20 protein-coding genes are annotated in these 26,826 nt (G+C 72.5%); 10 read left to right on the top strand and 10 right to left on the bottom strand.

Annotation, left to right across the window (positions count from 1 at the left end; genetic code table 11):
- Nucleotides 1–35 precede the first annotated feature (35 nt).
- From KDB89_RS09640 to KDB89_RS09625, 4 genes are all read right to left on the bottom strand, one after another.
- Entirely contained in the window at nucleotides 36–1,895 is a 1,860-nt protein-coding gene (locus KDB89_RS09640) for a DUF222 domain-containing protein (protein WP_219080554.1), read from the bottom strand.
- 428 nt (nucleotides 1,896–2,323) lie between these two features.
- Nucleotides 2,324–4,402: a Stk1 family PASTA domain-containing Ser/Thr kinase gene (pknB, locus tag KDB89_RS09635; RefSeq protein WP_219080552.1), complete on the bottom strand. Its 2,079-nt coding sequence runs from the start codon at nucleotides 4,400–4,402 to the stop codon at nucleotides 2,324–2,326.
- Nucleotides 4,403–4,450: 48 nt separating this feature from the next.
- Entirely contained in the window at nucleotides 4,451–6,817 is a 2,367-nt protein-coding gene (locus tag KDB89_RS09630) for an HAD-IC family P-type ATPase (RefSeq protein WP_219080550.1), read from the bottom strand.
- Nucleotides 6,807–7,892 carry a polyprenyl synthetase family protein gene (locus KDB89_RS09625; RefSeq protein WP_219080548.1) on the bottom strand — a complete coding sequence of 362 codons (1,086 nt, stop codon included), beginning with the start codon at nucleotides 7,890–7,892 and terminating at the stop codon, nucleotides 6,807–6,809. The genes KDB89_RS09630 and KDB89_RS09625 overlap by 11 nt, the downstream gene beginning before the upstream one ends.
- Before the next feature lie 51 nt (nucleotides 7,893–7,943).
- Between KDB89_RS09625 and KDB89_RS09620 the strand changes: the two genes are divergently transcribed.
- A complete protein-coding gene (locus KDB89_RS09620) occupies nucleotides 7,944–8,861 on the top strand; it encodes a methylenetetrahydrofolate reductase (RefSeq protein ID WP_219080546.1) in 918 nt (305 codons plus the stop codon).
- A gap of 5 nt (nucleotides 8,862–8,866) precedes the next feature.
- Here KDB89_RS09620 and KDB89_RS09615 read toward each other — a convergent pair whose 3' ends face one another.
- Nucleotides 8,867–11,050 (bottom strand): HelD family protein, encoded by a 2,184-nt coding sequence (locus tag KDB89_RS09615; protein WP_219080544.1) that lies wholly within the window; start codon nucleotides 11,048–11,050, stop codon nucleotides 8,867–8,869.
- A gap of 178 nt (nucleotides 11,051–11,228) precedes the next feature.
- Here KDB89_RS09615 and KDB89_RS09610 point away from each other — a divergent pair, with 178 nt between their 5' ends.
- On the top strand, nucleotides 11,229–11,987 hold the full coding sequence (locus tag KDB89_RS09610) for a DsbA family protein (protein ID WP_219080540.1): 759 nt from the start codon (nucleotides 11,229–11,231) through the stop codon (nucleotides 11,985–11,987).
- Nucleotides 11,987–12,565 (top strand): cytochrome c biogenesis CcdA family protein, encoded by a 579-nt coding sequence (locus tag KDB89_RS09605; RefSeq protein WP_219080538.1) that lies wholly within the window; start codon nucleotides 11,987–11,989, stop codon nucleotides 12,563–12,565. The genes KDB89_RS09610 and KDB89_RS09605 overlap by 1 nt, the downstream gene beginning before the upstream one ends.
- A gap of 4 nt (nucleotides 12,566–12,569) precedes the next feature.
- Here KDB89_RS09605 and KDB89_RS14660 read toward each other — a convergent pair whose 3' ends face one another.
- On the bottom strand, nucleotides 12,570–13,490 hold the full coding sequence (locus KDB89_RS14660; RefSeq protein ID WP_255556468.1) for a phytoene desaturase family protein: 921 nt from the start codon (nucleotides 13,488–13,490) through the stop codon (nucleotides 12,570–12,572).
- A gap of 159 nt (nucleotides 13,491–13,649) precedes the next feature.
- Here KDB89_RS14660 and KDB89_RS09595 point away from each other — a divergent pair, with 159 nt between their 5' ends.
- From KDB89_RS09595 to KDB89_RS09580, 4 genes are all read left to right on the top strand, one after another.
- On the top strand, nucleotides 13,650–13,952 hold the full coding sequence (locus tag KDB89_RS09595; protein WP_219080536.1) for a DUF6504 family protein: 303 nt from the start codon (nucleotides 13,650–13,652) through the stop codon (nucleotides 13,950–13,952).
- Nucleotides 13,952–17,692, top strand: a complete 3,741-nt coding sequence (locus KDB89_RS09590) for a DNA polymerase III subunit alpha (RefSeq protein ID WP_219080534.1) — start codon at nucleotides 13,952–13,954, stop codon at nucleotides 17,690–17,692. Before KDB89_RS09595 ends, KDB89_RS09590 begins: the two co-directional genes overlap by 1 nt.
- 1 nt (nucleotide 17,693) lies before the next feature.
- Entirely contained in the window at nucleotides 17,694–18,881 is a 1,188-nt protein-coding gene (dinB, locus tag KDB89_RS09585) for a DNA polymerase IV (RefSeq protein WP_219080532.1), read from the top strand.
- A gap of 92 nt (nucleotides 18,882–18,973) precedes the next feature.
- Nucleotides 18,974–19,693, top strand: a complete 720-nt coding sequence (locus KDB89_RS09580) for a gamma-glutamyl-gamma-aminobutyrate hydrolase family protein (protein WP_219080530.1) — start codon at nucleotides 18,974–18,976, stop codon at nucleotides 19,691–19,693.
- Here KDB89_RS09580 and KDB89_RS09575 read toward each other — a convergent pair.
- From KDB89_RS09575 to KDB89_RS09560, 4 genes are all read right to left on the bottom strand, one after another.
- Nucleotides 19,690–20,088: an SCO2097 family morphological protein gene (locus KDB89_RS09575; RefSeq protein ID WP_219080528.1), complete on the bottom strand. Its 399-nt coding sequence runs from the start codon at nucleotides 20,086–20,088 to the stop codon at nucleotides 19,690–19,692. The genes KDB89_RS09580 and KDB89_RS09575 overlap by 4 nt on opposite strands.
- 61 nt (nucleotides 20,089–20,149) lie before the next feature.
- Nucleotides 20,150–22,297: a transglutaminase TgpA family protein gene (locus KDB89_RS09570; RefSeq protein WP_219080526.1), complete on the bottom strand. Its 2,148-nt coding sequence runs from the start codon at nucleotides 22,295–22,297 to the stop codon at nucleotides 20,150–20,152.
- Entirely contained in the window at nucleotides 22,294–23,514 is a 1,221-nt protein-coding gene (locus KDB89_RS09565; RefSeq protein ID WP_219080524.1) for a DUF58 domain-containing protein, read from the bottom strand. The genes KDB89_RS09570 and KDB89_RS09565 overlap by 4 nt, the downstream gene beginning before the upstream one ends.
- Before the next feature lie 4 nt (nucleotides 23,515–23,518).
- Entirely contained in the window at nucleotides 23,519–24,418 is a 900-nt protein-coding gene (locus KDB89_RS09560; RefSeq protein WP_219084273.1) for an AAA family ATPase, read from the bottom strand.
- Between the two features lie 253 nt (nucleotides 24,419–24,671).
- Here KDB89_RS09560 and mraZ point away from each other — a divergent pair, with 253 nt between their 5' ends.
- The 3 genes from mraZ (at nucleotide 24,672) to ftsL (ending at nucleotide 26,766) form a co-directional block, all read left to right on the top strand.
- Entirely contained in the window at nucleotides 24,672–25,106 is a 435-nt protein-coding gene (gene mraZ / locus KDB89_RS09555; protein WP_219080522.1) for a division/cell wall cluster transcriptional repressor MraZ, read from the top strand.
- Between the two features lie 125 nt (nucleotides 25,107–25,231).
- Nucleotides 25,232–26,191 (top strand): 16S rRNA (cytosine(1402)-N(4))-methyltransferase RsmH, encoded by a 960-nt coding sequence (gene rsmH, locus KDB89_RS09550; RefSeq protein WP_219080520.1) that lies wholly within the window; start codon nucleotides 25,232–25,234, stop codon nucleotides 26,189–26,191.
- On the top strand, nucleotides 26,188–26,766 hold the full coding sequence (gene ftsL / locus KDB89_RS09545) for a cell division protein FtsL (RefSeq protein WP_219080518.1): 579 nt from the start codon (nucleotides 26,188–26,190) through the stop codon (nucleotides 26,764–26,766). Before rsmH ends, ftsL begins: the two co-directional genes overlap by 4 nt.
- The last annotated feature ends 60 nt before the right edge of the window (nucleotides 26,767–26,826 follow it).

Here is a 26,826-nt window from a genome sequence, read left to right as displayed (position 1 = left end):
GTCGCACGGAGCGGCGGGAGCCCCAGGGAGTGTTGTCAGCCGCAACGGGCGAGGGTGGTGGCGTCGTCGGCGATGGTGTCGCACCAGTCCTGGATGGTCTTGTCGATGGGGCTGAGGTGTGGGCCGAGGTCGGGGGTGCATTCCAGCCAGGTGCCGCCGCTGGTGACCTCATACACGTAGCCCAGGGGGCTGGTCCAGCGGAAGTGGCCTGGTGCGATCTGGTTCAGTACCCAGGCGCCTTTGGTCTTGCCGCGGTGGACGCGGCGGCAGAGCTGGGCGAGGTTGTCCAGTCGGGTCTGGCCGGGTCGGCCGGGCTGGTAGGTGGTGTTGTGGTCGATGTCGAGCCGGCGGGTGCGGGTGGAGAAGGGGAACGCCTCGGTGGGTCGCAGCAGCCGGAGGGCTTTGCGCATCCGCCGAGTCGGCCGGTACCCGTCGGCGGCGGGGGTGGTGTTCAGGTCGATGACGGGCTGGACCTTGAGGCTGATTTCGCCGTTGCGGTACCCGTCGCCGAGGAGTTCTCCGAGCAGGGTGGTGGTGAGCGTGTCGGCGCGTTCGACCGACGCGATGGGGTCGAGGGTTCCGTCCGCGTCGGCGGTGATGTGCACGACGATCTCCACCCTCGGCAACGGCGCGGGCGGGGGCGGCGGTGGGGTGGCGGGTCGCCGGCCACGCAGACCGGGCTCTGTCCCGGCCCCGTCCAGGAGGGCAGTGTGGGGTGGTGGGTCTTCGCCTCGCTCCGCTCGGCGCCCTTCGACGAGCTCAGGGAACCGGAAAGGCGGCTCAGGGAACCGGGTCGGCTCAGGTGACCGGTCGGGTCGCCGAGCACTTCGACGGGGCTCAGCACATGCCTGTCGAGGTGCCTTGAGCGAAGCGAAAGGTCCCACCCCACCCGAGCGATCCAGCCGCGGATCGTCGGGTGGCTGCCAGTCGGGAGGCTCATCATCAGGGAACGGAGGCTCATCGTCCTCGTCCGGCCGCTCCGGCGGCACCGGCTCGAAGACCGAGCTGGTGCAGTCGCTGTCCAAGAGGGCCAGGCCGTCGCCCGGGCCGGTGCAGTCGATGCCGCGGTGGTCGAGGCAGCCGTCCATGCTGTCGCAGTCGATGCCGAGGGCGGGCTGGTCGGCTTCGAGGATGGTGAGAAGGAGGTCGGGGTTCATGGCCAGGGACAGGGCCTTCGCACGCCGCGCGGAGTGGCCCAGACCGGGATACCTGGCCTTCAACCGCTCCGAGATCTGGTGCAGGCGTTCGTCGACGATCCTGCCGTCCAACACGTCAAGCCGGCCACCGATGCTGGTGACACCCGGCTCCTCGTCACGCAGCCACACCCCGCGCCGCGCGCGGGCCTCCGCCTCCCGTGCCCTGGCCGCGGCCGCGTCGGCGCGGATGATCAGCTTCTTCAGTTCTCCCAGCGCGGCGCTGGGCACCAGCCCGTACTGCCTCGGCAGCCAACGGGCCGTGACGGTCTCGGGCTGCATCGGGTCCAGGTCCCGGCACAACCAGGCCGCCTTCGCTGCGAGCCAGGATTCGACCTCCCCGTTGATCACGGCCTCGAACAGCATCGGGTGGCGGTACTTCAGGTTCAGGGCGGAGGCGATCCTCTCGATCGCGGAGGTCTGGGAACACCGCAGCAGCGCGGCGACCTCCATGGCGAGGAACTCCGACACGCTCGGGGTGCCTCCCCCGCCGGGGTGGATCAGTTTCTCCGGGAGTCTGGTGTCGCGGTCGCGGTGGATCTCGGTGCCGTAGTCGAGGAGGTCCGCCTCATCCAGGCGGTAGGCCAGGGCACGGTCGCAGATCGCCTCGAGTTCCTCGGCCTCGCCGCGGCGACGCAGCACGACACCGGCGCGGAGGCGGTTGGTCGCCTGCCGGGAATCGTCGCGTCGCCGGGTTTCCATGACACCTACGCTACGACCCGCCACCGACACTTTTCGCACGCCCGTCTGAATTATCCACAGGGCGCTTCATCCTGAACGGCGCGACAGGGTCGTCGGCCGTGGCCTTCCCGTGTCCAGCACGAGTCCCGTGCACAGCGATGCGAATATCGGTGCTGCGGTTCCCATGTTGCAGCGGCCCCGGGATAGGCATCTTTGTGCCGGAAAGGGGGAGCCGGGGTGGGACTCGGGGGATCGGATCTCCCCTTCGCTTCGCTCAGGGCCCTTCGACAAGCTCAGGGAACCGGGGCAAGCTCAGGCCCGTCGACAAGCTCAGGGAACCGGGGTGGGCTCAGGGCCCTTCGACAGGCTTGTGCTGAGCTTGTCGAAGTGCTCAGGGAACCGGGGCACGCTCAGGGAACCGGGGCGGGCTCAGGGAGCCGGGACCGCCGTCAGACGACGTACAGGGTCACGGTCGAGCCGACCGCGACCGAGGTGCCGGCCGCGGGGTCGGTGCCGGAGGCAAGATCCAGCGGGATCGGGAAATCCGAGTCCTGCACGACGGTGACCTTGAGGTCGAGGTCCTCCAGCGCCTTCTTCGCGTCCGCGGTGCTCTTCATCCGCACCTCGGGGATCTCTACCATCTCCGGGCCGAGGGAACCCACCAGGGAGACGGAGTCGCCGCGCTTGCCGGTGCCGGACTTCGGGTCCTGCCGGATGACGCGCCCCTTCTCGACGTCGGCGGAGTGCTCCTCGGTCACCTTCACGGCGAAGCCGAGCCCGGTCAGCTGCTTCTTCGCGTCCTCGGTCTTCGCGCCGACCAGGTCGGGGAATCGGATCGGCTCGGGGCCCTTCGACACGGTGAGGTCGATCGCGGTGCCCTTCTTCAGCTGGGCGCCCGCCTCCTCGGACGCCTTCAGGACCTGTCCCACCGGCTCATCCTCGTCGTAGGCCTCCTTCACCTCGCCCACCGCCATCCGGCCGTCCGTGAGGGCGGTCTTCGCCTCGTCGAGCGTCTTCCCGACGACGTCCGGCATGGGGTAGCGCTCCTTGCCCAGCGAGATGGTCACGGTGACGGTGGAGCCGCGCAGGACGCGCTCGCCGGTGTCGGGATCCGTGCCGATCACCTGGCCCTTGTCGACCGTCTCCGAGTACGCGGAGGTCGTCGCGATCTTCAGCGCGTTCGCCTCGGCGGCCTCGCGAGCGGTGTTCTCGTTCATGGCCGACATGGGAGGCACGGTCGTGAAGCGGCCCGACGTGACCCACCAGGAACCGAATCCCAGGCCGGCCGTGAGCAGCACGACCAGGGCGACCAGCAGCACGGTCCGGCGACGCCGGTGCACCGGGTCATGCGAGATCTGCAGCTGCGGGAAGACGGGGGTGCGGTGGCTGCGGGGGTGGCGCGTGGTCGGACTCGAGGGCGAGACGGGATGCACGGCCGGCGGGGGAACAGGCGTCTCGGAGGCCGACGTCGACGCGGGGGAGGTCGAGGAGGCCCGCCACTCGCCGCCTCGTCGCACGACGACCGTCTCCGGGGTGCGGCCGGACACGGCGGGCCGGGGCCGGTCTGCGGTGCGCGGATACACAGGGGCGGTGTCGTCGTCGACGGGGCTGTCCGGCAGCAGCGCGGCCGCCAGGCCGGGATTGTCCCGGCCGCCGCCACGGGCCAGCTCCAGGCGGGCCCGGCGCACGGCGTTCAGCAGCTCGCGTCCGTCGCTGATGCGCGCCCTCGGGTCGCGGGCCACGCAGCCGAGCACCAGGGCGTCGACGTAGTCGGGGATCGGCCAGTCGGCCGCCAGACCGAGCTCGGCGAGTCGCTCCGAAGGCTTCTCGATGTCGACGTTCACATGCCGGTAGGCGATCTGGTAGTTGTTCTCGCCCGTGTGCGGCTTCTTGCCCGTCAGCATCTCGAACAACACCACCCCTGCCGAGTACACGTCGCTGCGGCCGTCGGGCCGCGAATGCGTGACCAGCTCGGGCGGGAGGTAGGAGGCCGTGCCGACCAGCACGCCCGTGGCCGTCATCTGCGGGGAGCCGACCTGCCTCGCGAGCCCGAAGTCGGCGACCTTGATCTGCCCCCGGTCCGTGATCATCACGTTCTCGGGCTTGATGTCGCGGTGCACGACCCCGGCCTCGTGCGCTGCGGCCAGCGCGGCCGCCACCTGCTCGAAGATGTCGAGGGCACGCTCGGGGGGCAGCGGCGCCTCCCGGCTGATCACCCGTCGCAGGGTCTCGCCCTCGATGAACTCCATGACGATGTAGGGCTGGGCCTGCGAGCTGCCCTGGTCGAAGATCGACACGACGTTGGGGTGGCTGAGCACCGCGGCGGAGCGGGCCTCGCGGTCGAACTTCGCGGCGAACTCGTCGTCCTCGCCCAGGTCGCTGCGCATGACCTTCACCGCAACGACGCGACTGAGTCTCAGGTCGCGCGCGCGATAGACCGTGGCCATGCCACCGCGCGCGACCTTCGCCACGATCTCGTAGCGGTCGTCGAGCACCTGGCCGACCAACGGGTCGTAAGTGCTGTTCATGCCACTCCATGCACGGTCAGGGGAAGAAGGCCGTGTGCCCGTCTGGGGTCAGATTGTAGGCCGGGAAACCCGCTCGGTCACAGTCGAGACGCGGCGAGTTGCCCACCAGGTGGCCTCGACGACCGCCATGCCGCATGCCCCGGCGATAATTCCGACGTTGATGACCGCAGGATCGGAGATGTCGAGGCTCAGGATCCGACGCGACCAGGGGAGCGTGAACATCAGGAAGTAGAAGCCGTAGGAGACGGCGACCAGCGCGATGCGCCACCACACGTAGGGCCTCGCGACGACGGACAGCACCCACGTCGAGGTCATGATGAGCGCGATCAGCGTGGCGGTGGCGGACTGGAGCTGCAGCGTGTCGTGCGCGTCGTCGATGCCGCGCGTCATCAGGTACGTCGTGAGCGCCGCGGCGGCGACGGCGAGGCCGCCGGGGACCGCGACGGCCAGGGTCCGTTTCACGAACCCGGGGCGGGCGCGGTCCCGGTTGGGGGCGAGGCTCATCAGGAACGCGGGGATGCCGATCGTGAACCACCCGACCACGGTCACCTGCAACGGCACGAACGGGTTGGGCAGCTGCAGCACCCCGACCACCAGCGCGAGCGCGACCGAGTAGATGGTCTTGGTGAGGAACAGCTTGGCGACGCGCTCGATGTTGCCGATCACCCGGCGCCCCTCGGCGACGACATACGGCAGCGTCGCGAACCGGTCGTCGAGCAGCACGATCTGCGCGACGCCGCGGGTGGCGGCGGAGCCGGAGCCCATCGCGACGCCCAGGTCGGCGTCCTTGAGCGCCAGCACGTCGTTGACGCCGTCGCCGGTCATGGCGACGTTGTGGTCGCGCGCCTGCAGCGACGCCACCATCTGCCGCTTCTGCTCCGGGGTCACGCGGCCGAAGACGCGCGCGGCGGCCACGGTGTCGCCGAACTCCTCGGTGTCGGGGCCCGGCAGTGTGCGGGCATCGACGACGTCGCCCTCGACTCCCAGCGAGCGTGTCACGGCGCCGACGGACGCGGCGTTGTCGCCGGAGATGACCTTGACCTCGACGTTCTGCTCGCGGAAGAAGGCCAGGGTCTCGGCGGCGTCGGGGCGGTGCAGCTGGTCGAGGACGACCAGCGCGACGGGTGTCACCAGGCCGGGCGCGTCGGCCCCGTCGACGCGCCGGTCGACGCTGCCGAGGAGCAGCACGCGCAGCCCCGCCGCGCCGATCTCCTCGGCGCGGGCGGCGACGTCGCCGCCCGTCAGGACGTCGGGGGCGCCGAGCACCCAGTCTCCGTGGCCGACGAACGAGACGCCGGCCCACTTCTTCGCCGATGTGAACGACGCCCGCGCCGCGACGGGCCATGGCTCGAAGTCGTCGTCGGCGGGCAGCCCGGATGCGATGGCCTGCATGGAGGCGTTCGGCGCCGGGTCGGCGCCGACGAGCTGGGAAAGGACCTCGGCGGGACGGTCCAGGTCGCCGTCGAGCCCGACGACCTCGTGCAGCGTCATCTGGTTGCTGGTCAGGGTGCCCGTCTTGTCGGCGCAGACGACGCTGACCCGTGCCAGGCCCTCGATGGCCGGGAGTTCCTGCACCAGGCAGTTGCGGCGGCCCAGCCGGATGACGCCCAGCGCGAAGGCCATGGAAGTGAGCAGCACCAGCCCCTCGGGGACCATCGGCACCAGCGCGGCCGTGGCGCGCAGCACGGCCTCGCGCCAGTCGACGTCGGGCTGGCTGAACTGCGCCCACACGATCAGCGCGCCGACGGGCAGCAGCAGCCACCCGACGATCCGCAGTATCTGGTTGATGCCCTGGCGCAGCTCGGAGTTGACCAGCGTGAACCGGGAGGCCTGCGCGGTCAGCTGCGCGGCGTAGGCGTCCGCGCCGACCTTGACCGCGCGGTACACCCCGGAGCCCGCGACGACGTAGCCGCCGGAGAAGACGGCGTCGCCCACGTTCTTCTCCACGGGGTCGGACTCGCCGGTCAGCATCGACTCGTCGACCTCGAGATAGTCCTCGGCGACGATCTCGCCGTCGACGACGACCTGGTCGCCGGGGCCCACCGCGATGAGGTCGTCGAGCACCACCTCGTCGCGCACGACCGACTCACGGACGCCGTCGCGGATGACGACGGGGTGCGCCTCGCCGACGACCGCCAGGTTGTCCAGTGTCCGCTTGGCGCGGAGCTCCTGCACGATGCCGATCACCGAGTTCGCGACGATGAGGAGGCCGAACGCCCCCTGCATCCAGTACCCGGTGACCATCACGAGCGCGAAGAGGACGGCCAGGATGGCGTTGACGCGCGTGAACACGTTGTCGCGGACGATCTGCGCCGTCGTGCGGCCCGATCTCGACGGCAGGGAGTTGACCTGGCCGGCTGAGACGCGCCGGGCGACCTCGGCGGCCGTGAGACCGGTGAGCCGGTCAGGCGACACGGCGGACGCTCCGGTCGGCGAGCACCGCCAGCGCTGAGCGGCCGTCCTCGTGCAGGTCCGCGCCGTCCAGTCTCTCCAGCGCCCGGGCCGTGTCGCGGGCGATGAGGTCCTCGACGTGCGCGAGCGCCCCGCTGGCCTCGATGATGTCCGCGGCCCGCGCGACGTCCGCATCGCCGAGGCCGGGGGCGCCGAGGATGGACTCCAGCTCGGCGGCGGCGGGCGAGGTCTCCAGCGCTTTGAGCACCAGCACGGTGCGCTTGCCCTCGTGGATGTCGCCGCCGTACGGCTTGCCGGTCACGGCCGCGTCGCCGAAGACGCCCATCACGTCGTCGCGCAGCTGGAAGGCTCGGCCGATCAGCGACCCGAACTCGCCGAGCGCCGCCTGCTGCGCCGCGTCCGCGCCGCCCAGCGCGGCGCCGATCTGCGTGGGGCGCCGGATGGAGTAGCGGGCCGACTTGTACTCGAGCACCCGCGACGCGACGTCGAGCTCCGCCGCGGCGGTCGCGGCCCCGGTGGTGCCGTACTGGGCGCTGACGTCGAGGAACTGGCCCGCGGTGACCTCGGCGCGCATCACGGTCAGCAGCGGGCGGGCGGCGTCGAGCAGCGCGGCTCCCGACTCGTCGGCCAGCTGGATGCTCCACATGAGCAGGAGGTCGCCGAGCAGGATGGCGCTGGAGCGGCCGAACTCGGCAGCGTCCCCGCGGCCGCCGCGTGCGCCGTGCAGCGCCTCGAACCGACGGTGCGCGGCCGGCTCCCCGCGCCGGGTGTCGGCGTCGTCGATCAGGTCGTCGTGCACCAGGGCGCTGACGTGCAGCAGATCGAGCGACGACGCCACCTTCAGCAGCGGGTCGTCGTCGGCGGGGACGCCGGCGACGGCGACGTGGCCCCAGTAGCAGTACGCGGGCCGCAGTCTCTTGCCACCCGCCAGCGCGTCGTGCGCCACCGGCAGCAGATCCGCCGAGCCGATCGCCTCCAGCAGCGGAGCCTGGGCGTCGAGGAAGCGCGTGAGCGTCCCGCCGACGGCGGACAGGAAGTCCGGGCTGAGGGGGGAGGTGGGCTCACAGCTTCGTCTCACGTGGACAGTTTAGTCCGGCCCTTCCGGCCACGGCTGCCTATTGTGGGGCGCATGTCCCACCCGCCTACGCGCCCCGGAACCGTGGCTGAGCTGCTCAGCTCCGCGACCGGGCCGACCTTCTCGTTCGAGTTCTTCCCGCCCCGTTCCGAGGAGGAGGAGCCGGTGCTCTGGCGGGCCGTCGAGGCCCTCGCGCCGCTCGAGCCGTCGTTCGTGTCGGTCACCTACGGGGCGAACGGGTCGCGCCGGGACCGGACCATCCACGCCACCCGGCGCATCGCGTCCGCCCCGGGCGGGCCGCTGACCGTCGGGCACCTGACGTGCGTCGACCAGTCGAAGGCCGACATCGCCGACGCGCTGGCCGCCTACCGCGAGGTCGGTGTGCGCAACATCCTGGCGATCCGCGGCGACATGCCGGGCGGCGGGGAGTGGACGCGGCACCCCGACGGGCTGGCCAACGCCACCGAGCTCGTGCGCTTCATCCGCGAGCAGGGGGACTTCTGCGTGGGTGTCGCGGCATTCCCGAACCCACACGAGACGAGCAACGACGCGGACCTCGACGCCCGGATTCTGGCGGAAAAGGTCGACTCCGGTGCCGAGTTCGCCATCACGCAGCTGTTCTTCGACGCCGGCCGCTACTCCGAGCTCGTCGCCCGGATGCGTGGCCTCGGCTGCGGGGTGCCGATCATCCCCGGCGTCATGCCGCTGACCGTGATCACGCAGATCGAGCGCTTCGCGGACCTGTCGGGTCGGCCGCTGCCCGAGGACTTCGTCGCGCGGCTCCGCGCGGCCCCCTCCAAGGAGGAGGTCCGCCGCGTCGGGCTCGCCGCCGCCGTCGACTTCTGCCGCGACCTGCTGGACGCCGGCGCGCCCGGGCTGCAGTTCTTCACGCAGAACCGGTCGAAGGCCACCCGCGAGGTGCTGGCGGAGCTGAAGGCAGCCGTGCCCGCGGTCGCCGAGGCGGGCCGGTAGCAGCCTCAGGCCAGCAGCCTGCGCCAGTCCTGCGTGTCGACGTCGAGGGTCACGAGCCGCTGCGTCGCGCGGGTGAGAGCCACGTACAGCACCCGCACCCCGCCGGGCGTCTCGGCGACGATCCCGTCGGGGGACAGGACCAGCACGCCGTCGTACTCCAGGCCCTTGGCCTGCAGCGCGGTCACGACGATGATGCGGGCCTCGAACTCGCGCAGTCGCGGGTCGGACATCACGAACAGCTGTATCTCGTTGAGGCGCGACGGCGGGCAGATGACGCCGATGGTGCCCTGGACCCTTGCCGCGAGCTCCAGCAGCTGCGCGCGTAGCCCGTCGTGGAGGCCCGCGGAGTCCGTGGCCGCGAGCAGCGGCTCGACGCCCGTGGAGCGGACCGCCCGCGGCAGCTCCGCCTCGGGGAAGACCTTGGTGACGACGCGGGCGGCGAAGTCGAAGACTTCGCTGGGGGAGCGGTAGTTGGTGCTGAGGGTGAACGTGCGGCGCGGGGCGTGGCCGATGAGTTCCTCGAGCGCCCGGGTGGTCTCCGCCTGGTCGGGGTAGGAACTCTGCGCCGGGTCGCCGACGATGGTCCACGACGCGTGCGGCCCGCGGCGGCGCAGCATCCGCCACTGCATCGGCGTGACGTCCTGGCCCTCGTCCACCAGCACGTGCGCGTAGGTGGACTGCGGGTCGTCGTCAGGGTCGACGACCTTCTCGGTGCGTAGCCGGTCGGCCATGGTGACGACCTCGGCCACGTTGCCGGTGAGGAAGAGGTCGGGCTCGGGATCGTCGGGGACCTGCCCGAGGACGGCGATCAGCTCGTCGAGCAGCGCGATGTCGGCGATCGACCAGCCGCGTGACTGGTCCGCGTCGTCGTCGCCCAGCCAGGCGTACGAGTCGACGAGCGCCGCCCGCTGCAGGGGGCTGAGCTCGGGGGCGACCTTCGCCGCGACGTCGGCGTCGGCCAGCCGCGCAAGCACCTGCGTCGCGGTCAGCGTCGGCCACCACGCGGGCAGGAACGAGCGCAGGCTCGGGTGGTCGCGCACCTGCTCCTCCAGCTCATCCCTCTCGATCGAGATCTCGGAGGGCAGCTTGCGCATCAGCGCGGTGACCACCTGGTCGGTCGCCATGGTGCGACCACGGTTCAGCTTGGTCGCGGACAGCACCTGGTCGCGGATCCGGTCCAGCTCGCCCTTGTCGAGGCCGAGGACCTCGCCCTTGACGGTGACGCGGACGCGGTGCAGCGCGGGGTCGTCGCGCAGGGGGAGCCGCACGAGGCGGCGCAGGATCCTCAGCATCGCGAGGCTGCCCTTGACGGTGGCCGCCTCCGCCTCGTCGTAGCGCTCGCTGGTGATGCCGAGCACGTCGCTGCCGACGCCACCGATGGCCTTCAGTACCACCGACTCCTCGCCGAGGCTGGGCAGGACCCGCTCGATGTAGTTGATGAAGACGTCCGAGGGGCCGACGACGAGCACGCCGCCCTTCTCCAGCCGCGCGCGGTTCGTGTAGAGCAGGAACGCGGCGCGGTGCAGCGCAACGACCGTCTTGCCGGTGCCGGGGCCGCCGGAGATGATCGTGACGCCGCGGTAGGGGGCGCGGATCGCCTCGTCCTGCTCGGCCTGGATCGTCGAGACGATGTCGCGCATCGTGCGACCGCGGGCGCGGCTCAGCGCCGCCATCAGCGCGCCCTCGCCGAAGATGGGCAGGTCGGTCTCGGCCGACGAGTCGAGCAGGTCGTCCTCCAGCCCGATGACCTTGTCGTCGCGGCAGCGCAGCACGCGGCGGCGGACGACGTCCATCGGGGTGTTGGACGTGGCGCGGTAGAACGGCTCCGCGGCGGGCGCGCGCCAGTCGATGACCAGCGGCTCGTACTCCTCGTCGCGCACTCCGATGCGGCCGATGTAGCGCTTCTCGAGGTCGGTCAGGTCGATGCGGCCGAACACGAGCCCCTCGTGCTCGGCCTCCAGCGTCGCCATCCGCCTCGCGGCCTGGTAGGCGAAGGCGTCGCGTTCGAACAGCGCGGTGCCGTCCTCCTCGCGGAGGAAGTTCGTGCGGTCCGACATGAAGATCTCGCGGCCCTGCCGGGCGAGCTCCTTGGCGCTGGCACTTGCGGTGGAGAGGTTGGCGTAGACCAGGTCGACGTGGGCCTGTTCCGCTGCGATCTCGCGGGCGAGATCTGCGCGTGAAGTAGACAAGGTGAGGCATCCCCCGGGTTCAGACAAGACAGTCAAGTCTAGCCATCTTCAGGCCGCGCGTGCGCGCGCCGCCGGATCGGGGGCGGGGGTTGACCGGGGCCGGCCTGGGTTCCCGGGGCCGACTAGGGCACAGTGGAGGGGCGACAGACCTCCCCGACACCGAGCGAAGTGATACCCGATGAGTGACAAGCCCGCCGCGATGAGTCCCCTCAAGGCGGTGGTCGTCGCCGTCGCCGCGGTGCTGATCGTCGTCTTCGCGATCGCCGCGCAGCGCCAGGTCGCGGCCACCGGCACCGCCGATGCCGCCCCTGCGGCCACCACGGAGGGGGCCGTCCCCGAGGCGACCGGCACGGCCGACGCCGAGCAGGAGGCGTACCGGCGGTGGCTGCTGACCGAGCTGCCGCGCCGCGAGGAGGGGGACCCGCTGGCCAGGGGCCGCGTCGACGCGACCATCGTGATGACCGAGTGGGCCGACTACCGCTGCCCCTACTGCTCGGTGTTCGCCGAGGAGACCCTCCCCGAGCTGCAGGGCTACGTCGACGACGGGACGCTGCGGATCGAGTTCCGCGACCTGGCGCTGTTCGGCGACGACTCCGTCTACGCCGCCGTCGCAGCCCGCGCCGCCGGCGAGCAGGGCAGCTACTTCGAGTTCCAGAGCGCGCTGTTCTCGGCACTGCCGAACGACGGGCACCCCGACGTCACCGAGGAGCTCGTCACCTCCATCGCCGCGGACCTCGGTCTCGATGCCGACAGGTTCGCCGCGGACCTCGCCGACCCCGCCCTCGAGGAGGCCGTGCTGGCCGACACGCAGGAGGCGCAGGCCATGGGCCTGACGTCCATCCCGTCGTTCGTGGTCGGCGGCAGCTACTTCACCGGGGCCCAGACCCTCGACTTCTTCCGGCAGACCATCGAGGAGCAGGTCAGGCAGCCCTCCTGATGCTGATCGGTTACGCGGGCGCCTTCCTCGGGGGAGCCGCCGCCATCCTCAGCCCCTGCGCCGCCCTGCTGCTGCCCGCCTTCTTCGCCTACGCGTTCGGAGAGGACCGGTCCCGGCTGGTCGGCCGCACCGTCCTGTTCTGGGTCGGCACCCTGCTCACGCTCGTCCCGCTGGGGCTGGGCGCCGGGGCGCTCGGCTCGGCGCTGGCCGCGCACCGCGGCACGCTGACGCTGGTCGGTGGGGTTCTCCTGATCCTCTTCGGCCTGCTGCAGGCCCTCGGCGTGCCCCTCGCGGTCCCGGGTGTCGCCCGCCGCGGAGACCCGCGCGGTCCGCTCGGCGCGGTCCTGCTCGGCGCTGTGCTGACCGTCGCCGCCGTGAGCGGGAACGCGCTGTACGGCGCGGCGCTGCTGGCCTGTTTCGCCGCGGGGATGGTCGTGCCGCTGCTGGCGCTCGCGTGGGCGTGGGACCGCTGGCGGATCGGCGAGCGGCTGCGGCCACGTCCGCTGCGCCTCGGGCCGGTGACCACCAGCTGGGTGCAGCTCGTCTCGGGCGTCGCGCTGTGGCGCTGGCGGGCCTGACCCCTTAGCGCGGGCGGGGCATCCGGAAGGCCACGTTGGTGGGGCGGGAGTCCTCGCCCGTCAGCCTCTCGTGCAGCTCGTGGACCGCCAGCGCGGCGCTGCCGAGCTGCGCCCAGGGCTCCGGCCCGGCCGGCGAGGCGGCCGAGGCGCGGAGCCTGCCGTCGGCCCCGACGACGGGGGTGCGTGCGAGCCACTCCGCGGCCGTCCGCGGGGCGGCGCCGTGACCCGTGCAGTCGAGGTCGACGGGGCCGTCGGCCGCGTCGACGATCCGCACCCCGCGCTCGGCGAGCCGCGCGATGAGCAGGTCCGCCAGGGCTCCGTTGCCCCCGGGGATCAGCCGCCAGCGGCCGAAGGTCCGCGCCACCGAGAGCGGCAGGGCCGAGATGGCGGGGGCATCGGGGCCGGGTCCGCAGGCCAGCACCAGGTCCCGCAGCCCGCTGCCGAGACGACCCGCCACGTCGCCGAGGGACCTGTCGAGCCACAGCGACGAGCGCTGCTCCGCGGTGGTGACGGGGAGCGTCCCCTCGAGCGCGTGCCGTCGGAACGCGACCAGCACGTCGTCGAGGTCGTCGACGAGGTCGCGCCAGCGGGCGGCCTCGTCCTCGCCCAACTGGGCGCTCAGCGCCCGCCACTGCGCGCCGCGCTCGGTGGGCAGCTCCAGGCGGGTGCCGTCCGCGAGCGTGTGGACCTCGGCGGGGGCCTCGACGAGTTCGAGCCCGGCGCCGTTGAGGGCGGTGACGAGGTGCGCGCCGCTCTTCTTGAACAGGTCCCGCCAGGCCGCGGGCAGGAGGATCACGTCGGGCAGCGTGTCGCGCAGGGCGGCCGGAGAGGCCCCGTCGGTCACCAGGGTCACCTCGTGCCCGAGCCGGGCCAGCCGGGCGGACGCGGCCATCCCCGCCAGCGTCGCGCCCCGCACCCTCACCATGGCACCCGAGGATAGCCGTGGCTGCGAAACGCTGCGCGACAAGGGTCTTCGCGGAGAATGACGGAGTTGGTGCGGTCCTGTCGGGGGAGGGATCTATAGTGATCCCTCTACCGAACACCTGTTCGAATCAATGTGGGCAGGGGAGATCAGGAGGCCGCCATGCGCATGTACGAGGACCCCATCTGTGTGCTGTTCGACGGGAGGCCGCGGCAGTTCATCTGGCGCGACCGGCTGCTGCTGGTCAAGAAGGTCGAGTCCCGCTGGAGCCGGGCCACGGCGTGGTGGGAGAGCGAGCGGGTCCGCGCAGCCCGCGGGGAGGAGTCCGCCGGCTCCGGCGGGGAACTGGCGGCGGAGCGGGAGGTCTGGCGGGTCGAGGCGGGCAACGGCTGCCACCGCGGCGTCTACGAGCTCGCCCGCACCGTCGGCGACGAGGACTGGGTGCTGCAGGCGGTGTTCGACTGATGGACTTCGCACACCTGCGGGTGGCGTCGGGGTACTCGTTCCAGTACGGCGCCTCCCACCCTTCGCAGCTGGTCGCCGAGGCGGCCAGGTTGGGGATGGGCACGCTCGGGCTCACGGACCGCGGCGGCCTCTACGGCGCCGTCCGGTTCGCCAAGGCGTGCCTGCGCGAAGGCATCGCGCCGGTGGTCGGCGTCGATCTCGCCGTTCGCCCCGCCGGGTGGCGCCCGCCGCGGCGGACGGCGGCGGCCCGCGGCGGGCAGCTCCGCGACGAGCGGCTGCCCCGCGCCGTGGTGCTCGCCTCGTCACGGGCCGGGTGGGGGACGCTGTGCGAGCTGATCACCGCGGCGCAGCTGACGGGGCAGCGCTCCGAGCCCGTCGTCACCCTGGAGACCGTGGCCGCGCACTGCGCAGGCCGCGACGTCACGGTACTGCTCGGCGCCGACTCCGAGGTGGGCAGGCTGCTGCTCGCCGACGGGATGGACGGCGCGGCCGCCGAACTGCGTCGGTGGCGCGACGAACTGGGCGGCTCGGTCGTGCTCGCCGCCACCAACCACCACACCGGCGGCCGGGGGGGCGCGTCGGCTCATCAGGCGGCCGGGCTGGTCGCGCTGGCCGACCGGGCCGGCGCGGGGGCGGTCCTCACCAACATGGTGCGGATGGCGCGCCGGGACCAGGCACCCACCCTCGACGTGCTCGACGCGTCCCGTCGGCTCGTCCCGCTCGACGTGCGCAACATCGACCGCCGCAACGCCGAGGGCTGGCTCAAGCCCGCCGAGGCCATGCGCGTCGCGGCCGACGAGGCGGCCAGGCTCGCGGGTCGCGGCTCCGGGGAGTCCCTGCTGCGGGCCACGGTGGAGCTCGCGGAGCGCTCGGCGCTCGACCCGGTCGGCGACGTCGGGCTCGGCGAGATCCGGCTGCCGGAGTTCGAGATTCTGGGCACCACCGGCGAACTGGCCCCCGCCGCGCTGCGCGCCCGCTGCGAGGCCGGGCTGAACTCCCGCTACGGCGCCCCCGGCCGCGACGTGCTCGACCGCCTCGACGACGAACTCGCCGTCATCGGGCACCTCGGCTACGAGTCCTACTTCCTGACCGTCGCGGACGTCGTCGGCCTCATCCGCGGGCTGGGCATCCGGTGCGCCGCCCGCGGGTCTGGCGCCGGCAGCCTCGTCAACTACGCGCTGGGCGTCTCCGGCGTCGACCCGCTCGCCTACGGGCTGCTCCTCGAACGGTTCCTCTCGCCACTGCGGCAGGCGCTGCCCGACATCGACCTCGACGTCGAGTCCGCCCGCCGCACCGAGATCTACGACGAGATCCTGCGGCACTTCGGTGGCAGGCGGGTGGCGTGCGTCGCGATGATCGAGACCTACCGGGTGCGGCACGCGGTCCGGGACGTCGGCGCCGCGCTCAGCCTCGCCCCCGTGGAGATCGACGCCATGGCGAAGGCCTTCCCGCACATCCGTGCCCGCGACGCCCGCGCCGCGTTGCGGGACCTGCCGGAGCTGCGCGCCGCGGGCCTGGGGCAGGAACGCCTCGACGTCCTGTTCTCGCTGGTGGAGTCCCTCGACTCGCTGCCACGCCACATCGCCCTGCATCCGTGCGGCATCATCCTCAGCGACTCCTCGCTCGGGCAGCGGACCCCTCTCGAGGCCAGCTATGGCGGCTACCCGATGAGCCAGTTCGACAAGGACGACGTCGAGGACATCGGCCTGCTCAAGCTCGACGTGCTCGGCATCCGGATGCAGTCCGCGATGGCGCACGCGCTGACCGAGATCACGCGCACGGGCCTCGCCCGGCCCGACATCGACGACCTCGCGCCCTTCGATGACCCGGCGGTGTACGACATGATCGCCCACCGCGCCACGCTCGGCTGCTTCCAGATCGAGTCCCCCGGGCAGCGGGAGCTGGTCGGCAAGTTCGGCCCGGAGAACTTCAACGACATCATCGTCGACATCTCCCTGTTCCGCCCCGGCCCCGTCAAGTCCGACATGGTCACCCCCTTCCTGGACGCCAGGCAGGGCTGGGTCGAGCCGGACTACCTCCACCCCAGCCTCATCCCCGTGCTCGAGCAGACCTGCGGCGTGGTGGTCTTCCACGAGCAGCTGATCCAGATCATCTCCATCGTCACCGGCTGCTCGCTCGCCCAGGGCGACGAGGTGCGCCGCGCGCTGGGCGACCCCGAGGGGCAGGAGCGGGTGAGGCAGTGGCTCTATCCGCTGGCCCGCGAGGGCGGCTACGCCGAGGAGACCATCGACCAGATCTGGTTCATCCTCTCCGCGTTCGCGTCCTTCGGGTTCTGCAAGGCCCACGCGGCCGCGTTCGCGCTGCCCACGTATCAGTCCGCCTGGCTGAAGCGGCACTACCCGGCGCACTTCCTCGCCGGCGTCCTGACGCACGACCCGGGCATGTACCCCAAGCGTCTCCTGCTCGAGGAGGCGCGGCGCCTCGACCTCGCGGTGCTGGGCCTGGACATCAACCGCAGCGTCGGGCAGTACCGCGCCGAACGGGCAGCCGGGGACGAGGAGTGGGGGATCAGGCTGGCGCTGGCCGACGTGAAGGGCATCGCCGCCGACGAGATCGAGAGGATCGTCGCCGGGCAGCCCTTCGTGTCGCTCAGCGACTTCTGGGCCCGTGCGGGAGCCGCGGCCCCCGTCGTCGAGAACCTCATCCTGGCCGGGGCCTTCGACTCCCTCTACGGCATCGGGCGCCGCGCGGACGTGGCCCGTCGCGGGCGGATCACGCGCCGCGACCTGCTGCTCGCGCTGGCCGACCTGCAGCGCGCCCGTCGGGCCGACGAGCGGGCGCTCGGCCGCGCGCGCGGCCGCCGCGCCCTGCCGGCGCCCGGCGACGACCCGGCCGAGCAGGCCCGCGCGCAGCGGAGGGCCGCCGACCGGGTGGCGCAGTCGGTGCAGGGCGTCCTCGACTTCGGCGACGGCGGCGCCGACCCCACCGCGGACGTCGTCGCCACCGGGCTGCCCGAGATGGACGACGAGGAGCGGCTGAGGGCCGAGCTGGAGATCCTCGGGCTCGACGCGTCCGCGCACATCATGGAGCGCTACCTGCCGCTGCTCAGGGCGCTCGGCGCGGTCAGCTCGCGGACGCTGCTCGACCAGCGCAACCGTTCCGAGGTACTGGTCGCCGGCGTGAAGGTCGCGACCCAGACCCCTCCCGTCCGCTCCGGTCGTCGCGTGATCTTCCTCACGCTCGACGACTCGACGGGCCCGGTCGACACCACCTTCTTCGAGGACGTGCAGGGGCCGTACGCGGCCACGGTGTTCGACACCTGGCTGCTGCTCGTACGGGGGCTGGTCCGCCGCACCGGGGCGCGTGGGGTCTCGATCCGGGCCACGGGGGCCTGGGACCTCGGCGCCCTCGACCGGGCCTGGCGCGACGCGCTGGACTCCGGCGTCGGGGAGGCCGGGGCGCTCGCCGCAGTGCACGACATCCTCGCCGAGGTGCCACAGGGGTATTCGCTCGTCGGCACCTGGGAGCAGGACGATCGGGCCCCGGCGTCGGCCGCGGAGCAGGGCGCCGCGGCCGACGACCCGGCCCCCGAGGGCTTCGAGCCGCCGCCGGACCCGCTGCATGCCACCCGCGCGGGCGGCATGGGGCGCCGTCGGGTGCTCGTACACGCCAGCGGCTTCACCCAGTCGCCGTACGCCGACGTCAAGCCGTCCGGCACCGGAGCGGCCGAGGCGCCGCGCAAGCTGTGGCATTCCAGCCCGGGAAGTTCAGGGAGATGAGATGACACTGATCGCACACGTCGACATGGACGCGTTCTACGCCTCGGTCGAGATGGCGAGGCACCCGGAGCTCCGGGAGGTGCCGATGTTCGTCGGCGGCTCCACGCGGGGCGTGGTGCTGTCGGCCAACTACCCTGCCCGCCGGTACGGCATCGCGGGAGGCATGCCGTCGAGCCGGGCCCGCAGGCTCTGCCCGCAGGTCGCCGTCGTGCCGCCGGACTTCGACCACTACGGGGAGGTATCCGCCGGCATCGAGGAGATCTTCGACACCGTGACGGACCGCGTGGAGATGGCCTCGATCGACGAGGCCTTCCTCGACCTGACCACCGCCATGCGCAGGCTCGGCGGGGACCCGGACGAGGTCGCGGCCGGCCTCCGCGCGCAGATAGCCGACGAGCAGGGCGTGCCCTGCTCGGTGGGCATGGGGCCGAGCAAGTTCATCGCCAAGCTCGCCTCCAACCATGCCAAGCCCGACGGCATGCTGCGGGTGCCCGCCTCCGATGTCGTCTCGTTCCTGCACCCGCTGCCCGTCGAGGCCGTCTGGGGGGTGGGGGAGGCGACGGCCACCAAGCTGCACCGCCTGGGGCTCGACACCGTCCGCGACATCGCCAGCACGCCGAGGGCCACGTTGTGCCGGGCGCTCGGGGACACGCAGGGGTCGTTGCTGTACGACCTCTCCTGGGGACGCGACGACCGTTCGGTGCTCGCCCGCGAGCCTGCCGAACACAGCGTCGGGTCGCAGGAGACGTTCGGTCACGACACCGACGACGCAGACCTGGTCGCCACCGAGATCCTGCGGATGGCGGAGCGGACGGCCTCCCGGATGCGTGCGCAGCAGATGGTGGGCCGGACCGTCACGCTGTCGGTGCGGTTCGCCGACTTCACCACCATCACCCGCACCGGGACACTGCCCGCCTACACCGACAGGACGAACGACATCCACGCCGAGGCCATGCGGCTGTTCCGCCGACTCAATCTGCAGCGGGCCCGGATCCGGCGGGTCGGCGTGCGGGCCGAGAAGCTCGTGCCGAAGTCCGTCACGTACGAGCAGCCGGCGCTCGACGACCCGGCCCGCGGCTGGGGGGAGGCCGATGCCGCGACGGACAACCTCGTGCTGCGGTTCGGCCCGCACGCCCTCCGGCGTGCCCGCCTGACGCGCCGCCCTGCGGTGACAACCGGCGCGGAGTAGGGGCGGAGCGCGGCACGGGGGATTTACACGCGAAGCGTCAACCGTTAAGCGGCCGACACGCGATCGCAACCTTTGCCCGGTTGGATCGAGCCATGAAGCTGCTCATCCTGGCTCCAGCAACCCACTACGAACAAGGCTGGTTCGGCGAACTGCTGACCGGGCTCGCGGAGAACACGGTGCGGGCGGCCGCGGACGACGGCTGGAGTACCACCCTGCTCGGCCTGCAGGACTGCAGCGACCACGACTGGCACGCGGCGCTGGCGGACACGGACGCCGTCGTCCTGCTCGGGGGACACGACGTGGACCCCCGGTACTACGGAGGACGCGCCGAGTACCCCGGCTCGGGGGACCACCTTGCGACGGCGGACCGCCGGTCGCTGGCCGTCATCCAGGCCTGCCACGCCGACCGCATCCCGCTGCTGGGCATCTGCCGCGGGCTGCACCTGCTCAACGTCGCCTTCGGCGGAACGCTCGAGCCTCATCTGACCAATGCCGACGAGCACCGCGTGGCAGACGGTCAGGGTGAGATGCTCCGGCACGACGTCGACGTCCTGCCCGGGACGCGGCTGGCCGACGCCGTCGGCGCGGAGCACCTCGTGGTCTGCAGTGGACATCACCAGGCCGTCCGCACGTTGGGCGACGGGCTGCGCGCGTCCGCCTGGGCGCGCCACGACGGGCTGATCGAGGGCATCGAGCACCCGGCGCGGGCGATGGTGGGGGTGCAGTGGCACCCCGAGGCAACCGGCGCGGACCCCGCGCAGCTGACGTCGCTGCTCGCGTGGCTCGAGGCCCAGGTGCGCGAGGGGGCCTAGTTGTCGCCGCCCTCCTGGCGGCGGCGCCAGCGCTCCTCGAGGCGGTCCATGAAGTCTGAGGTCGGCTCCTGTGACGGCGTCGGCTTCGAGGGGCCGGCCGACGGCCTGGCCGGCTGGCCGCCGTCGTCGCCGACCCGGCGCCAGGAGCCGATCCCGACGAGGGCGGACGCCAGCATCACGAGGAACCCGAGGACGCTGACGGTCCAGTGCACCTGGACGCCACCGAGCAGGACCAGAATGCCGAGCACGAACCCCAGGCCGGCGAAGGCGGCCCTGCGGCGGTGGACGCGGACCTCGGCGTTGCCGCTCAGCGTGTCCGCGAGCTTCGGGTCCTCAGCCATGAGGGACGCCTCAAGCTGCTCCAGCAGCTTGCGTTCCTGTTCAGAAAGCGCCATGGGGTCCCCCTATCGGGTTGTGGTGCATTCGATTCTATGTTGCCGCGCAACCAGGAGAAGCCTACCCTCGCCGCCCCGTGAGCATGGAGGCAGGCAGGAACCTGGCCAGCAGTCGACGGCGCATCGGCACCGCGTGCGCGACCGCGCCGAGCACGGTGGAGACCAGCTCCGCGGGGGGCGGAGACTCGCCGTCGCGGGCGAAGCGGCTCCGCTCGACCAGGGCCGCCAGGGAGCGCAGCGCGGCGGCCCCCTCCGGTGCGAGCCGCCCGGCAGCGACGGCCGCCGCCGGCACGGGAGACCCGGACGGCCAGTCGAGGCCATGGTCGAGGTAGGTGGCACGCACCTCGTCCCAGGCCCCGTCGGCCGCCGTGGCGGCGGGCTGAGAGCGGGCGAGCCGTCGCCGCCGCTGGACGACCCGGGCGACGCCCGGCGCCACCAGCAGCGCCAGCACGGCAAGCGCCGCGAAGACCCCGGCACCGTTGCCGCGGCCCGACGACTCGTCCCCCGTCGCGACTCCCGGTGCCGTCGGCTCGGCCGTCGGCTGCCCCGGCTCCGGGGTGGCCTCGGGCTGCGTCTCCTCCGGCGTCGGCTCGGCGCTCGGTTCCTCCTGTGGCCCGGTGGTGCCGGAGGTGCCGGCCGGTCCTGAGAAGGCGGGGGTCGGCTCGAAGGGGACCCAGCCGAGACCCTCGAGGTACAGCTCCGGCCAGGCGTGCGCGTCATGCGCCGTCACCTCGAAGGTGCCCGGGGAGGTCTCGTCGCCGGGCGCGAAGCCGACGGCGATGCGCGACGGGATGCCGGCCATCCTGGCCAGTACTGCCATGCCCATCGCGAAGTGCACGCAGTAGCCGGAGCGATCGGTGAGGAGGAAGTTGCTGATGGTGCCGAGCCCGGTGGAGGCGGGGGCGGACAGCGAGTACTCGAAGCGGTTGGAGCGCAGGAAGTCCTGGATGGCCAGCGCGGCCGCCCCGTCGGTGTCGTCGGCTGTCGCCAGGATGGAGTCGAGGAGCTGCTGCACGCCGTCGTCGAGTCCGTCGGGGATCTCGGTCGTGACGGCGGGGACGCCGGAGCCAGCGGAGGCCTGAGCGATCTCGTCGCGCGTCGGGTCCGGCTGCCGCGCCGTGGCGGTGTAGGTCAGCCCGACGCTCTGCTGCGCCCGCTCCGGCCCGGATGCGACGATGCTGAGCGTCTCGGGGTCGAAGGCCCAGGTGCCGGCGGCGCTGATGGAGCGCGGCGCGAACGGGACGGGCAGGTAGTCCGACGGCACCGCCATCTCGACGGTGACGGAGACGTCCTCGCCGGGGTAGGGGGAGGCGCTGCCCAGGCCGAAGCGGCTCAGCGTCATCGGCACCAGCTGCGCGCCGTCGGACGTCAGCTGCGTGAGCGCGACGGTGCGCAGGTAGGTGGGCCGACCCGTGTCGGAGGTGTAGGTCAGCACCCGGGCGTCGATCGGGCGACGCAGGTCCTGATCCAGCTGCAGGGTGGGGTCGGCGAGCTGGATCGGGCCGCTGGACCCGGGCTCCTGCCAGGCCTGCTGATTGCCCAGCGGCACGACGGCCGAGACGCCGAGCGCCAGCGCTGCCGCGGTCAGGCCTGCGACGCACGCGGTCAGGGCCCGTGAGGCCTGGAAGGCCAGCAGCCGAGAGGCCCCGCCTGCGGCGTCTCGGCCCATGGGCGTGGCGACCAGCAGGACGATGATGTAGGCGGCGATCACGGGGAGGGCGTAGAGCCACGGCACGTCCCCGAGCAGGATGAGGGCGGCGATGCCGAACACCAGGCCAAGCGGGGCGATGGACCAGCCCGGCTGCTCGAGGGAGTCGGCCAGCAGCTGGACCATGAGCAGCAGCACGGCCGTCAGCAGCAGGCACAACCACGCGACCCCGTCGGTGATCTGGAGTGGGGCGGCGCCCGTGCGGATCGCCGAGACGCCCTCCAGCGTGAGCGACCTGAGTGCCTCGACCGGCGTCCCGGGGCCGGCGAGCGTCAGCCCGCGCCACAGGAGCACCCCGACGACGGCGACCCCCTGCGCGACGAAGATCGCACCGCGCGGCAGTCGCAGCAGGCTCAGCAGGCTCCCGACCGCCGCCGACGCCACGATCAGCGGCACCGCGGCCGTCAGGATGCGCTGCCCGTCCAGCATCGCGCCCAGCGGCACCAGCGACAGCCACACGGCCGCCGCGATCGCGACGTGGCCGACCCAGCGGTGCCTCATGTCGTCGCCCTCCGCCACGCGTCCGCCACGCCCGTGTGCGGGCCGTACAGCTCAACGGTCCACCCGTGGTTGCGCAGGAGGCGGAGCGCGTCCGCGTGCTCTCCGGGCTCTCCGCCCCAGGCCTCGACGTCGGGGGCCAGTGCGACCCTGCTGAGCGCCCTGGTCCCGGCCGCGGCAAGGGCCGCTGCGTCGCGGGCCGTGAGCCTGCCGGTCGCGGCGACGATGGTGGCGGACGCGCCGAGCAGCTGAGGGTCCGCGACGGCCGCGCCGAGCCACGTCTCCTCGGAGGAGGCGAGGTCCGTCATGGCCTCGAGCACCAGCTGGCGCGCGGCCTCGCCCAGCGTATGGCCGGGGTCGCAGGCCAACCCTGCGGGCGACACGATCGTGAGCCGGTGCCGGCCCTCGGTGAGCTGCGCGGCGACCGACGTGACGGCCGAGACGGCCCATTCCAGTGAGGAGCCCGGACCCTGCCCGAAGTGCGCGCCCGTGCGGGTGTCGACGACCAGTGTGCTCGACGGGTCCCACGGGTGCTCCTCGAGCCGAACCATGAGGTCGCCCTGCCGGGCCGTCATCTTCCAGTGCACCCGTCGCAGGTCGTCTCCGTGGCGGTGCTCGCGTACCAGCACGTCGTCGCTGCCCGCCTGGCCGATCCGCTGAGGGGTGGCGTCGGCGGCGCCGAGGCGGGGGCTGGCCGTCAGCGAGCCGAGGCGCCACAGGTGCGGGGTCACGCGCAGCGAGGTGGCGGGCCCGTCCGCCGCGACGCGGATCCGGGCCAGCGCGAGCGCGTCGGTGGCCTCGGCGGCGAGCGGACCGATCTCGTAGCGGCCCCGCTGGGTCGTGGCGATCGTGTAGCCGACGGCCTGCCGCCACGAGCCGAAGCCGCGGGCGATGCCGAACCGTGCGCCGTCGCCCAGCGCCGCCGGCGCGTGGTCGGTGAAACGCAGGGCGGCGGCCTGCGTCGTGGAGGCGCTGCGGATCTCGACGACCACCCGCGCCGACTCGCCGATCGCGACCGTCCCGGGCTCGACGGTGCGACGGTGCGTGATGCGGGGCGGGTCGAGGGTCAGGTGCGCGAGGCCCAGCAGCGGCAGGAACACCGGCACGGCGGTCACCCAGATGAGGTCGCGCTCCCCGGCGATCGCGGCCCCGACCGTCGCGACGAGCCCGATGACCACCAGGGCCCAGCCGCGGCCGGTCAGCCGCGCCCCGCGTGCCACGCGGTCACCGCCGCTCTGGCAGCGGGATGGCGGCGACGGCGGCCCGGATGATGGCCGCCGGCTGCCTGCGGGCCACCTGCGCCTCGACAGTGGGGAGGATGCGGTGGGCGAGGACATCGACGGCCAGCGCGGAGACGTCCTCGGGGATGACGTAGTCGCGGCCGGAGAGGGCGGCCACCACCCGCGAGGCGCGCAGGAGGTGCAGGCCTGCGCGCGGGCTGGCGCCGAGCCTCAGGTCGGGGTGGTGCCGCGTGGCGTCGACGATCGAGACGATGTAGTCGTTGATGACGGGCGCGACGTAGACGGCGCGCACCGCGCGGATGGCCGCGGCCACCGTCGCCACGTTCGTCACGGGTTGCACGGCGGCCAGCTCGTCGCCGCCGGCGTGGTGCGCCAGCATCGCCACCTCGGCGCTGCGGTCGGGGTATCCCATCGTGATGCGGGCCATGAAGCGGTCGCGCTGCGCCTCGGGCAGGGGATAGGTCCCCTCCATCTCGATGGGGTTCTGCGTCGCGATCACCATGAAGGGCCCGGTAAGCGGGTAGGTGGTGCCGTCGACGGAGACCTGGCTCTCGGCCATGGCCTCCAGCAGCGCCGACTGGGTCTTCGGCGAGGCGCGGTTGATCTCGTCGCCGAGGACCACGTTGGCGAAGATCCCGCCCCTCTTGAACTCGAACTCCCGCGTCGACTGGTTGAACACCGACACGCCGGTGACGTCGGAGGGCAGCAGGTCCGGCGTGAACTGGATGCGCCGCACGTCGCCGGCGATGGACCGTCCCAGCGCCTTCGCCAGGACGGTCTTCCCGACGCCCGGCACGTCCTCGATCAGCAGGTGGCCCTCCGCGAGGAGAACCGTCACGGCCATCCTGAGCTGCGCCTGCTTGCCCTCGATCACGCGGGCCATCTCGTCGGTGATGCGGTTGGCGAGGAGTGCCACCTCCGGCAGCGACGGCGTCGGGATCTGGTCCACCAGGGCTCCTTAGAAAGTACTGCGGCGCGCCCAGCCTACCGAGCGGCCGCCTCGGCGCGGCCCCGCGCTTTCTCCGTGAACTTGGGATCCGGTGACGAAAGGGGTGGGCGAGTGGAGGGAAGTGGGGTAATGTGGGGGCAAATGGAGGGGATTGGGCGGTGCTGGGAGCAGAAAGGGGGCCCGATCGATGTTTCTCGGTACGTACTCGCCGAAGCTCGACGACAAGGGCCGCCTCATCGTGCCCGCCAAGTTCCGTGACGCTTTCGCCGACGGGCTGGTCATGACCAAGTCCCAGGAGCACGCGCTCGCGGTGTACCCCCAGGCCGACTTTCTGAACAAGATGTCGAACCTCGCCTCCGCCCCCAACACCCTGAGGCAGGTCCGCAGCTATCAGCGCATGGTGATGGCCGCGGCCAGCGACGACAGGCTCGACTCCCAGGGCAGGGTCACCATTCCTCCCCACCTGCGTGCCTATGCGGGGCTGGAGCGGGACGTCGTGGTGATCGGGGCGGGTGACCGCGCCGAGATCTGGGACGCCGAGACGTGGAACAGGTACGCCGAGGAGCAGGAGTCGGACTTCTCGGACATGGACGGAGAGTTCACGGCCTTCACGGGCACGTGAACCCGCCCGGTGGTTTCCGGCCGGTCCCGGCCCTGACGTCACTTCCCCGATGTCAGGCCCGGCCCGGAAGGAAACCAGCGGGCGGCAGGAGACGCACAAGCAAGGCGAGCGAAGGATCGAGGCGGATGACAGGGTTCACCGACGTTCACGATCCGGTCATGATCGACCGGATCGTCGAGCTGCTCAGCCCTGCCCTGCAGCGGCCCGGGGCGGTCTATGTGGACGGCACCCTCGGCCTGGCGGGCCACGCCAGCGCCATCCTGGCCGCGAACCCCGAGGCGAGGCTCGTCGGCATCGACCGGGACCCCGACGCCCACGAGGTGGCCAGGGAGCGGCTGGGGGCCCTCGCGGACCGGGCGACGCTCGTGCAGGCGGTCTACGACGAGCTGCCGGACGTGCTCACCGACCTCGGCATCGGCAGCGTCGACGCCATCCTGCTGGACCTCGGGCTCTCGTCTCTGCAGATCGACCGCACCGAGCGGGGCTTCGCCTACCGTGTCGACGCGCCGCTGGACATGCGGATGAACCCCACGCAGGGGCCGACCGCGGCCGATGTGCTCAACACCTACTCCGCCGGCGAGCTGGCCCGCATCCTGAAGTGGTACGGCGAGGAGCGATTCGCGGACCGCATCGCGCGCGCGGTCGTCGCGGCGCGCCAGGACGCGCCGTTCGAGCGATCCGGCAGGCTCGTCGACGTCATCTCCTCCGCGATCCCCGCCGCGGCCCGCCACACGGGCGGCCACCCGGCCAAGCGGACCTTTCAGGCCCTGCGCATCGAGGTCAACCGTGAGCTCGCGGCGCTGGAGGGGGTGCTCCCGGCGGCCGTGGCCGCGCTCGCCGTCGGTGGCCGGTTCGCGGTGCTCAGCTACCACTCCCTCGAGGACCGCCTCGTGAAACGCACCTTCGCCGCGGGCGCGGCCGACCGCGCGCCGCGGGACCTGCCCGTGGTGCCGGAGAACCTGCGGGCCGAGCTGCGCCTCCTCACGCGGGGAGCCGAGCGGCCGGGCGCCGAGGAGACCGCGACCAACCCACGAGCAGCGTCGGCGCGGCTGCGCGTCGCCGAGCGGATCAGGGAGGCCTCATGAGTGCGGAGCTGATCGAGCATCTCGACGCCCCGGGACATGCCGGGAGGAGGAGGCCGAAGCTGAGCGTCGTCCAGACGCCCACCGCGACCGTCTCCACGCTGGGCTTCGTCGGGATCATCCTCGGCCTCATCACGCTCGGGCTGGGCGCCGTCATGGTGGTCAGCACCTCCGTGGGTGCGCAGTCCCGGGAGGTGACCGCCCTGCGCCGGGAGGCGACGGAACTCGGCTACGAGACTGCGGCACTCACCTCGCAGCTGCAGCGCCTCTCCAGCGCGAGCGCGCTCGCGATGCGTGCCACGGAGCTCGGCATGGTGCCCAACCCGTACCCGGCGTTCATCAACCTGGGCGACAGCTCCGTCACCGGCGATCCAACCCCCGTCACGGGTAAGGAGATGCCCTTCCTCCGCGGATCCAGCTCCGCCGCCGAGGAGAGCGTCCCGGTCACGACGACGACCACGACGACCGACGGGGAGGCCGAAGAGGCGGACACCGGGGACGCCAGCGTGGCAGACGAGACGAGCGAGGAGAGCCTGATAACGTCGGCGGCCGACGACGCCACGCAGGAGGACCAGTGACCCAGCGACGAGGCCCCGCGAAGCCGACCTCGCGGTCCGCCCCGCGCCGCTACCGCAAGT

Origin of the sequence: Tessaracoccus palaemonis (assembly GCF_019316905.1) — a bacterium.
Taxonomy (GTDB): domain Bacteria; phylum Actinomycetota; class Actinomycetes; order Propionibacteriales; family Propionibacteriaceae; genus Arachnia; species Arachnia palaemonis.
Note: the sequence above shows the minus strand (reverse complement) of the source record. Positions and strands in the feature narration are given on the sequence as shown.

Bases quoted from the DNA above. Each gene is read 5' to 3' on its own strand.
- KDB89_RS09580 (WP_219080530.1), top strand. From the start codon at position 18,974: ATGAAGCTGCTCATCCTGGCTCCAGCAACCCACTACGAACAAGGCTGG.
- KDB89_RS09560 (WP_219084273.1), bottom strand. From the start codon at position 24,418: ATGGCCCGCGTGATCGAGGGCAAGCAGGCGCAGCTCAGGATGGCCGTG.
- KDB89_RS09620 (WP_219080546.1), top strand. From the start codon at position 7,944: ATGTCCCACCCGCCTACGCGCCCCGGAACCGTGGCTGAGCTGCTCAGC.
- pknB (WP_219080552.1), bottom strand. From the start codon at position 4,402: ATGAACAGCACTTACGACCCGTTGGTCGGCCAGGTGCTCGACGACCGC.
- dinB (WP_219080532.1), top strand. From the start codon at position 17,694: ATGACACTGATCGCACACGTCGACATGGACGCGTTCTACGCCTCGGTC.
- KDB89_RS09570 (WP_219080526.1), bottom strand. From the start codon at position 22,297: ATGAGGCACCGCTGGGTCGGCCACGTCGCGATCGCGGCGGCCGTGTGG.
- mraZ (WP_219080522.1), top strand. From the start codon at position 24,672: ATGTTTCTCGGTACGTACTCGCCGAAGCTCGACGACAAGGGCCGCCTC.
- KDB89_RS09640 (WP_219080554.1), bottom strand. From the start codon at position 1,895: ATGGAAACCCGGCGACGCGACGATTCCCGGCAGGCGACCAACCGCCTC.
- KDB89_RS14660 (WP_255556468.1), bottom strand. From the start codon at position 13,490: ATGGTGAGGGTGCGGGGCGCGACGCTGGCGGGGATGGCCGCGTCCGCC.
- rsmH (WP_219080520.1), top strand. From the start codon at position 25,232: ATGACAGGGTTCACCGACGTTCACGATCCGGTCATGATCGACCGGATC.
- KDB89_RS09610 (WP_219080540.1), top strand. From the start codon at position 11,229: ATGAGTGACAAGCCCGCCGCGATGAGTCCCCTCAAGGCGGTGGTCGTC.
- KDB89_RS09575 (WP_219080528.1), bottom strand. From the start codon at position 20,088: ATGGCGCTTTCTGAACAGGAACGCAAGCTGCTGGAGCAGCTTGAGGCG.
- KDB89_RS09595 (WP_219080536.1), top strand. From the start codon at position 13,650: ATGCGCATGTACGAGGACCCCATCTGTGTGCTGTTCGACGGGAGGCCG.
- KDB89_RS09590 (WP_219080534.1), top strand. From the start codon at position 13,952: ATGGACTTCGCACACCTGCGGGTGGCGTCGGGGTACTCGTTCCAGTAC.
- ftsL (WP_219080518.1), top strand. From the start codon at position 26,188: ATGAGTGCGGAGCTGATCGAGCATCTCGACGCCCCGGGACATGCCGGG.
- KDB89_RS09605 (WP_219080538.1), top strand. From the start codon at position 11,987: ATGCTGATCGGTTACGCGGGCGCCTTCCTCGGGGGAGCCGCCGCCATC.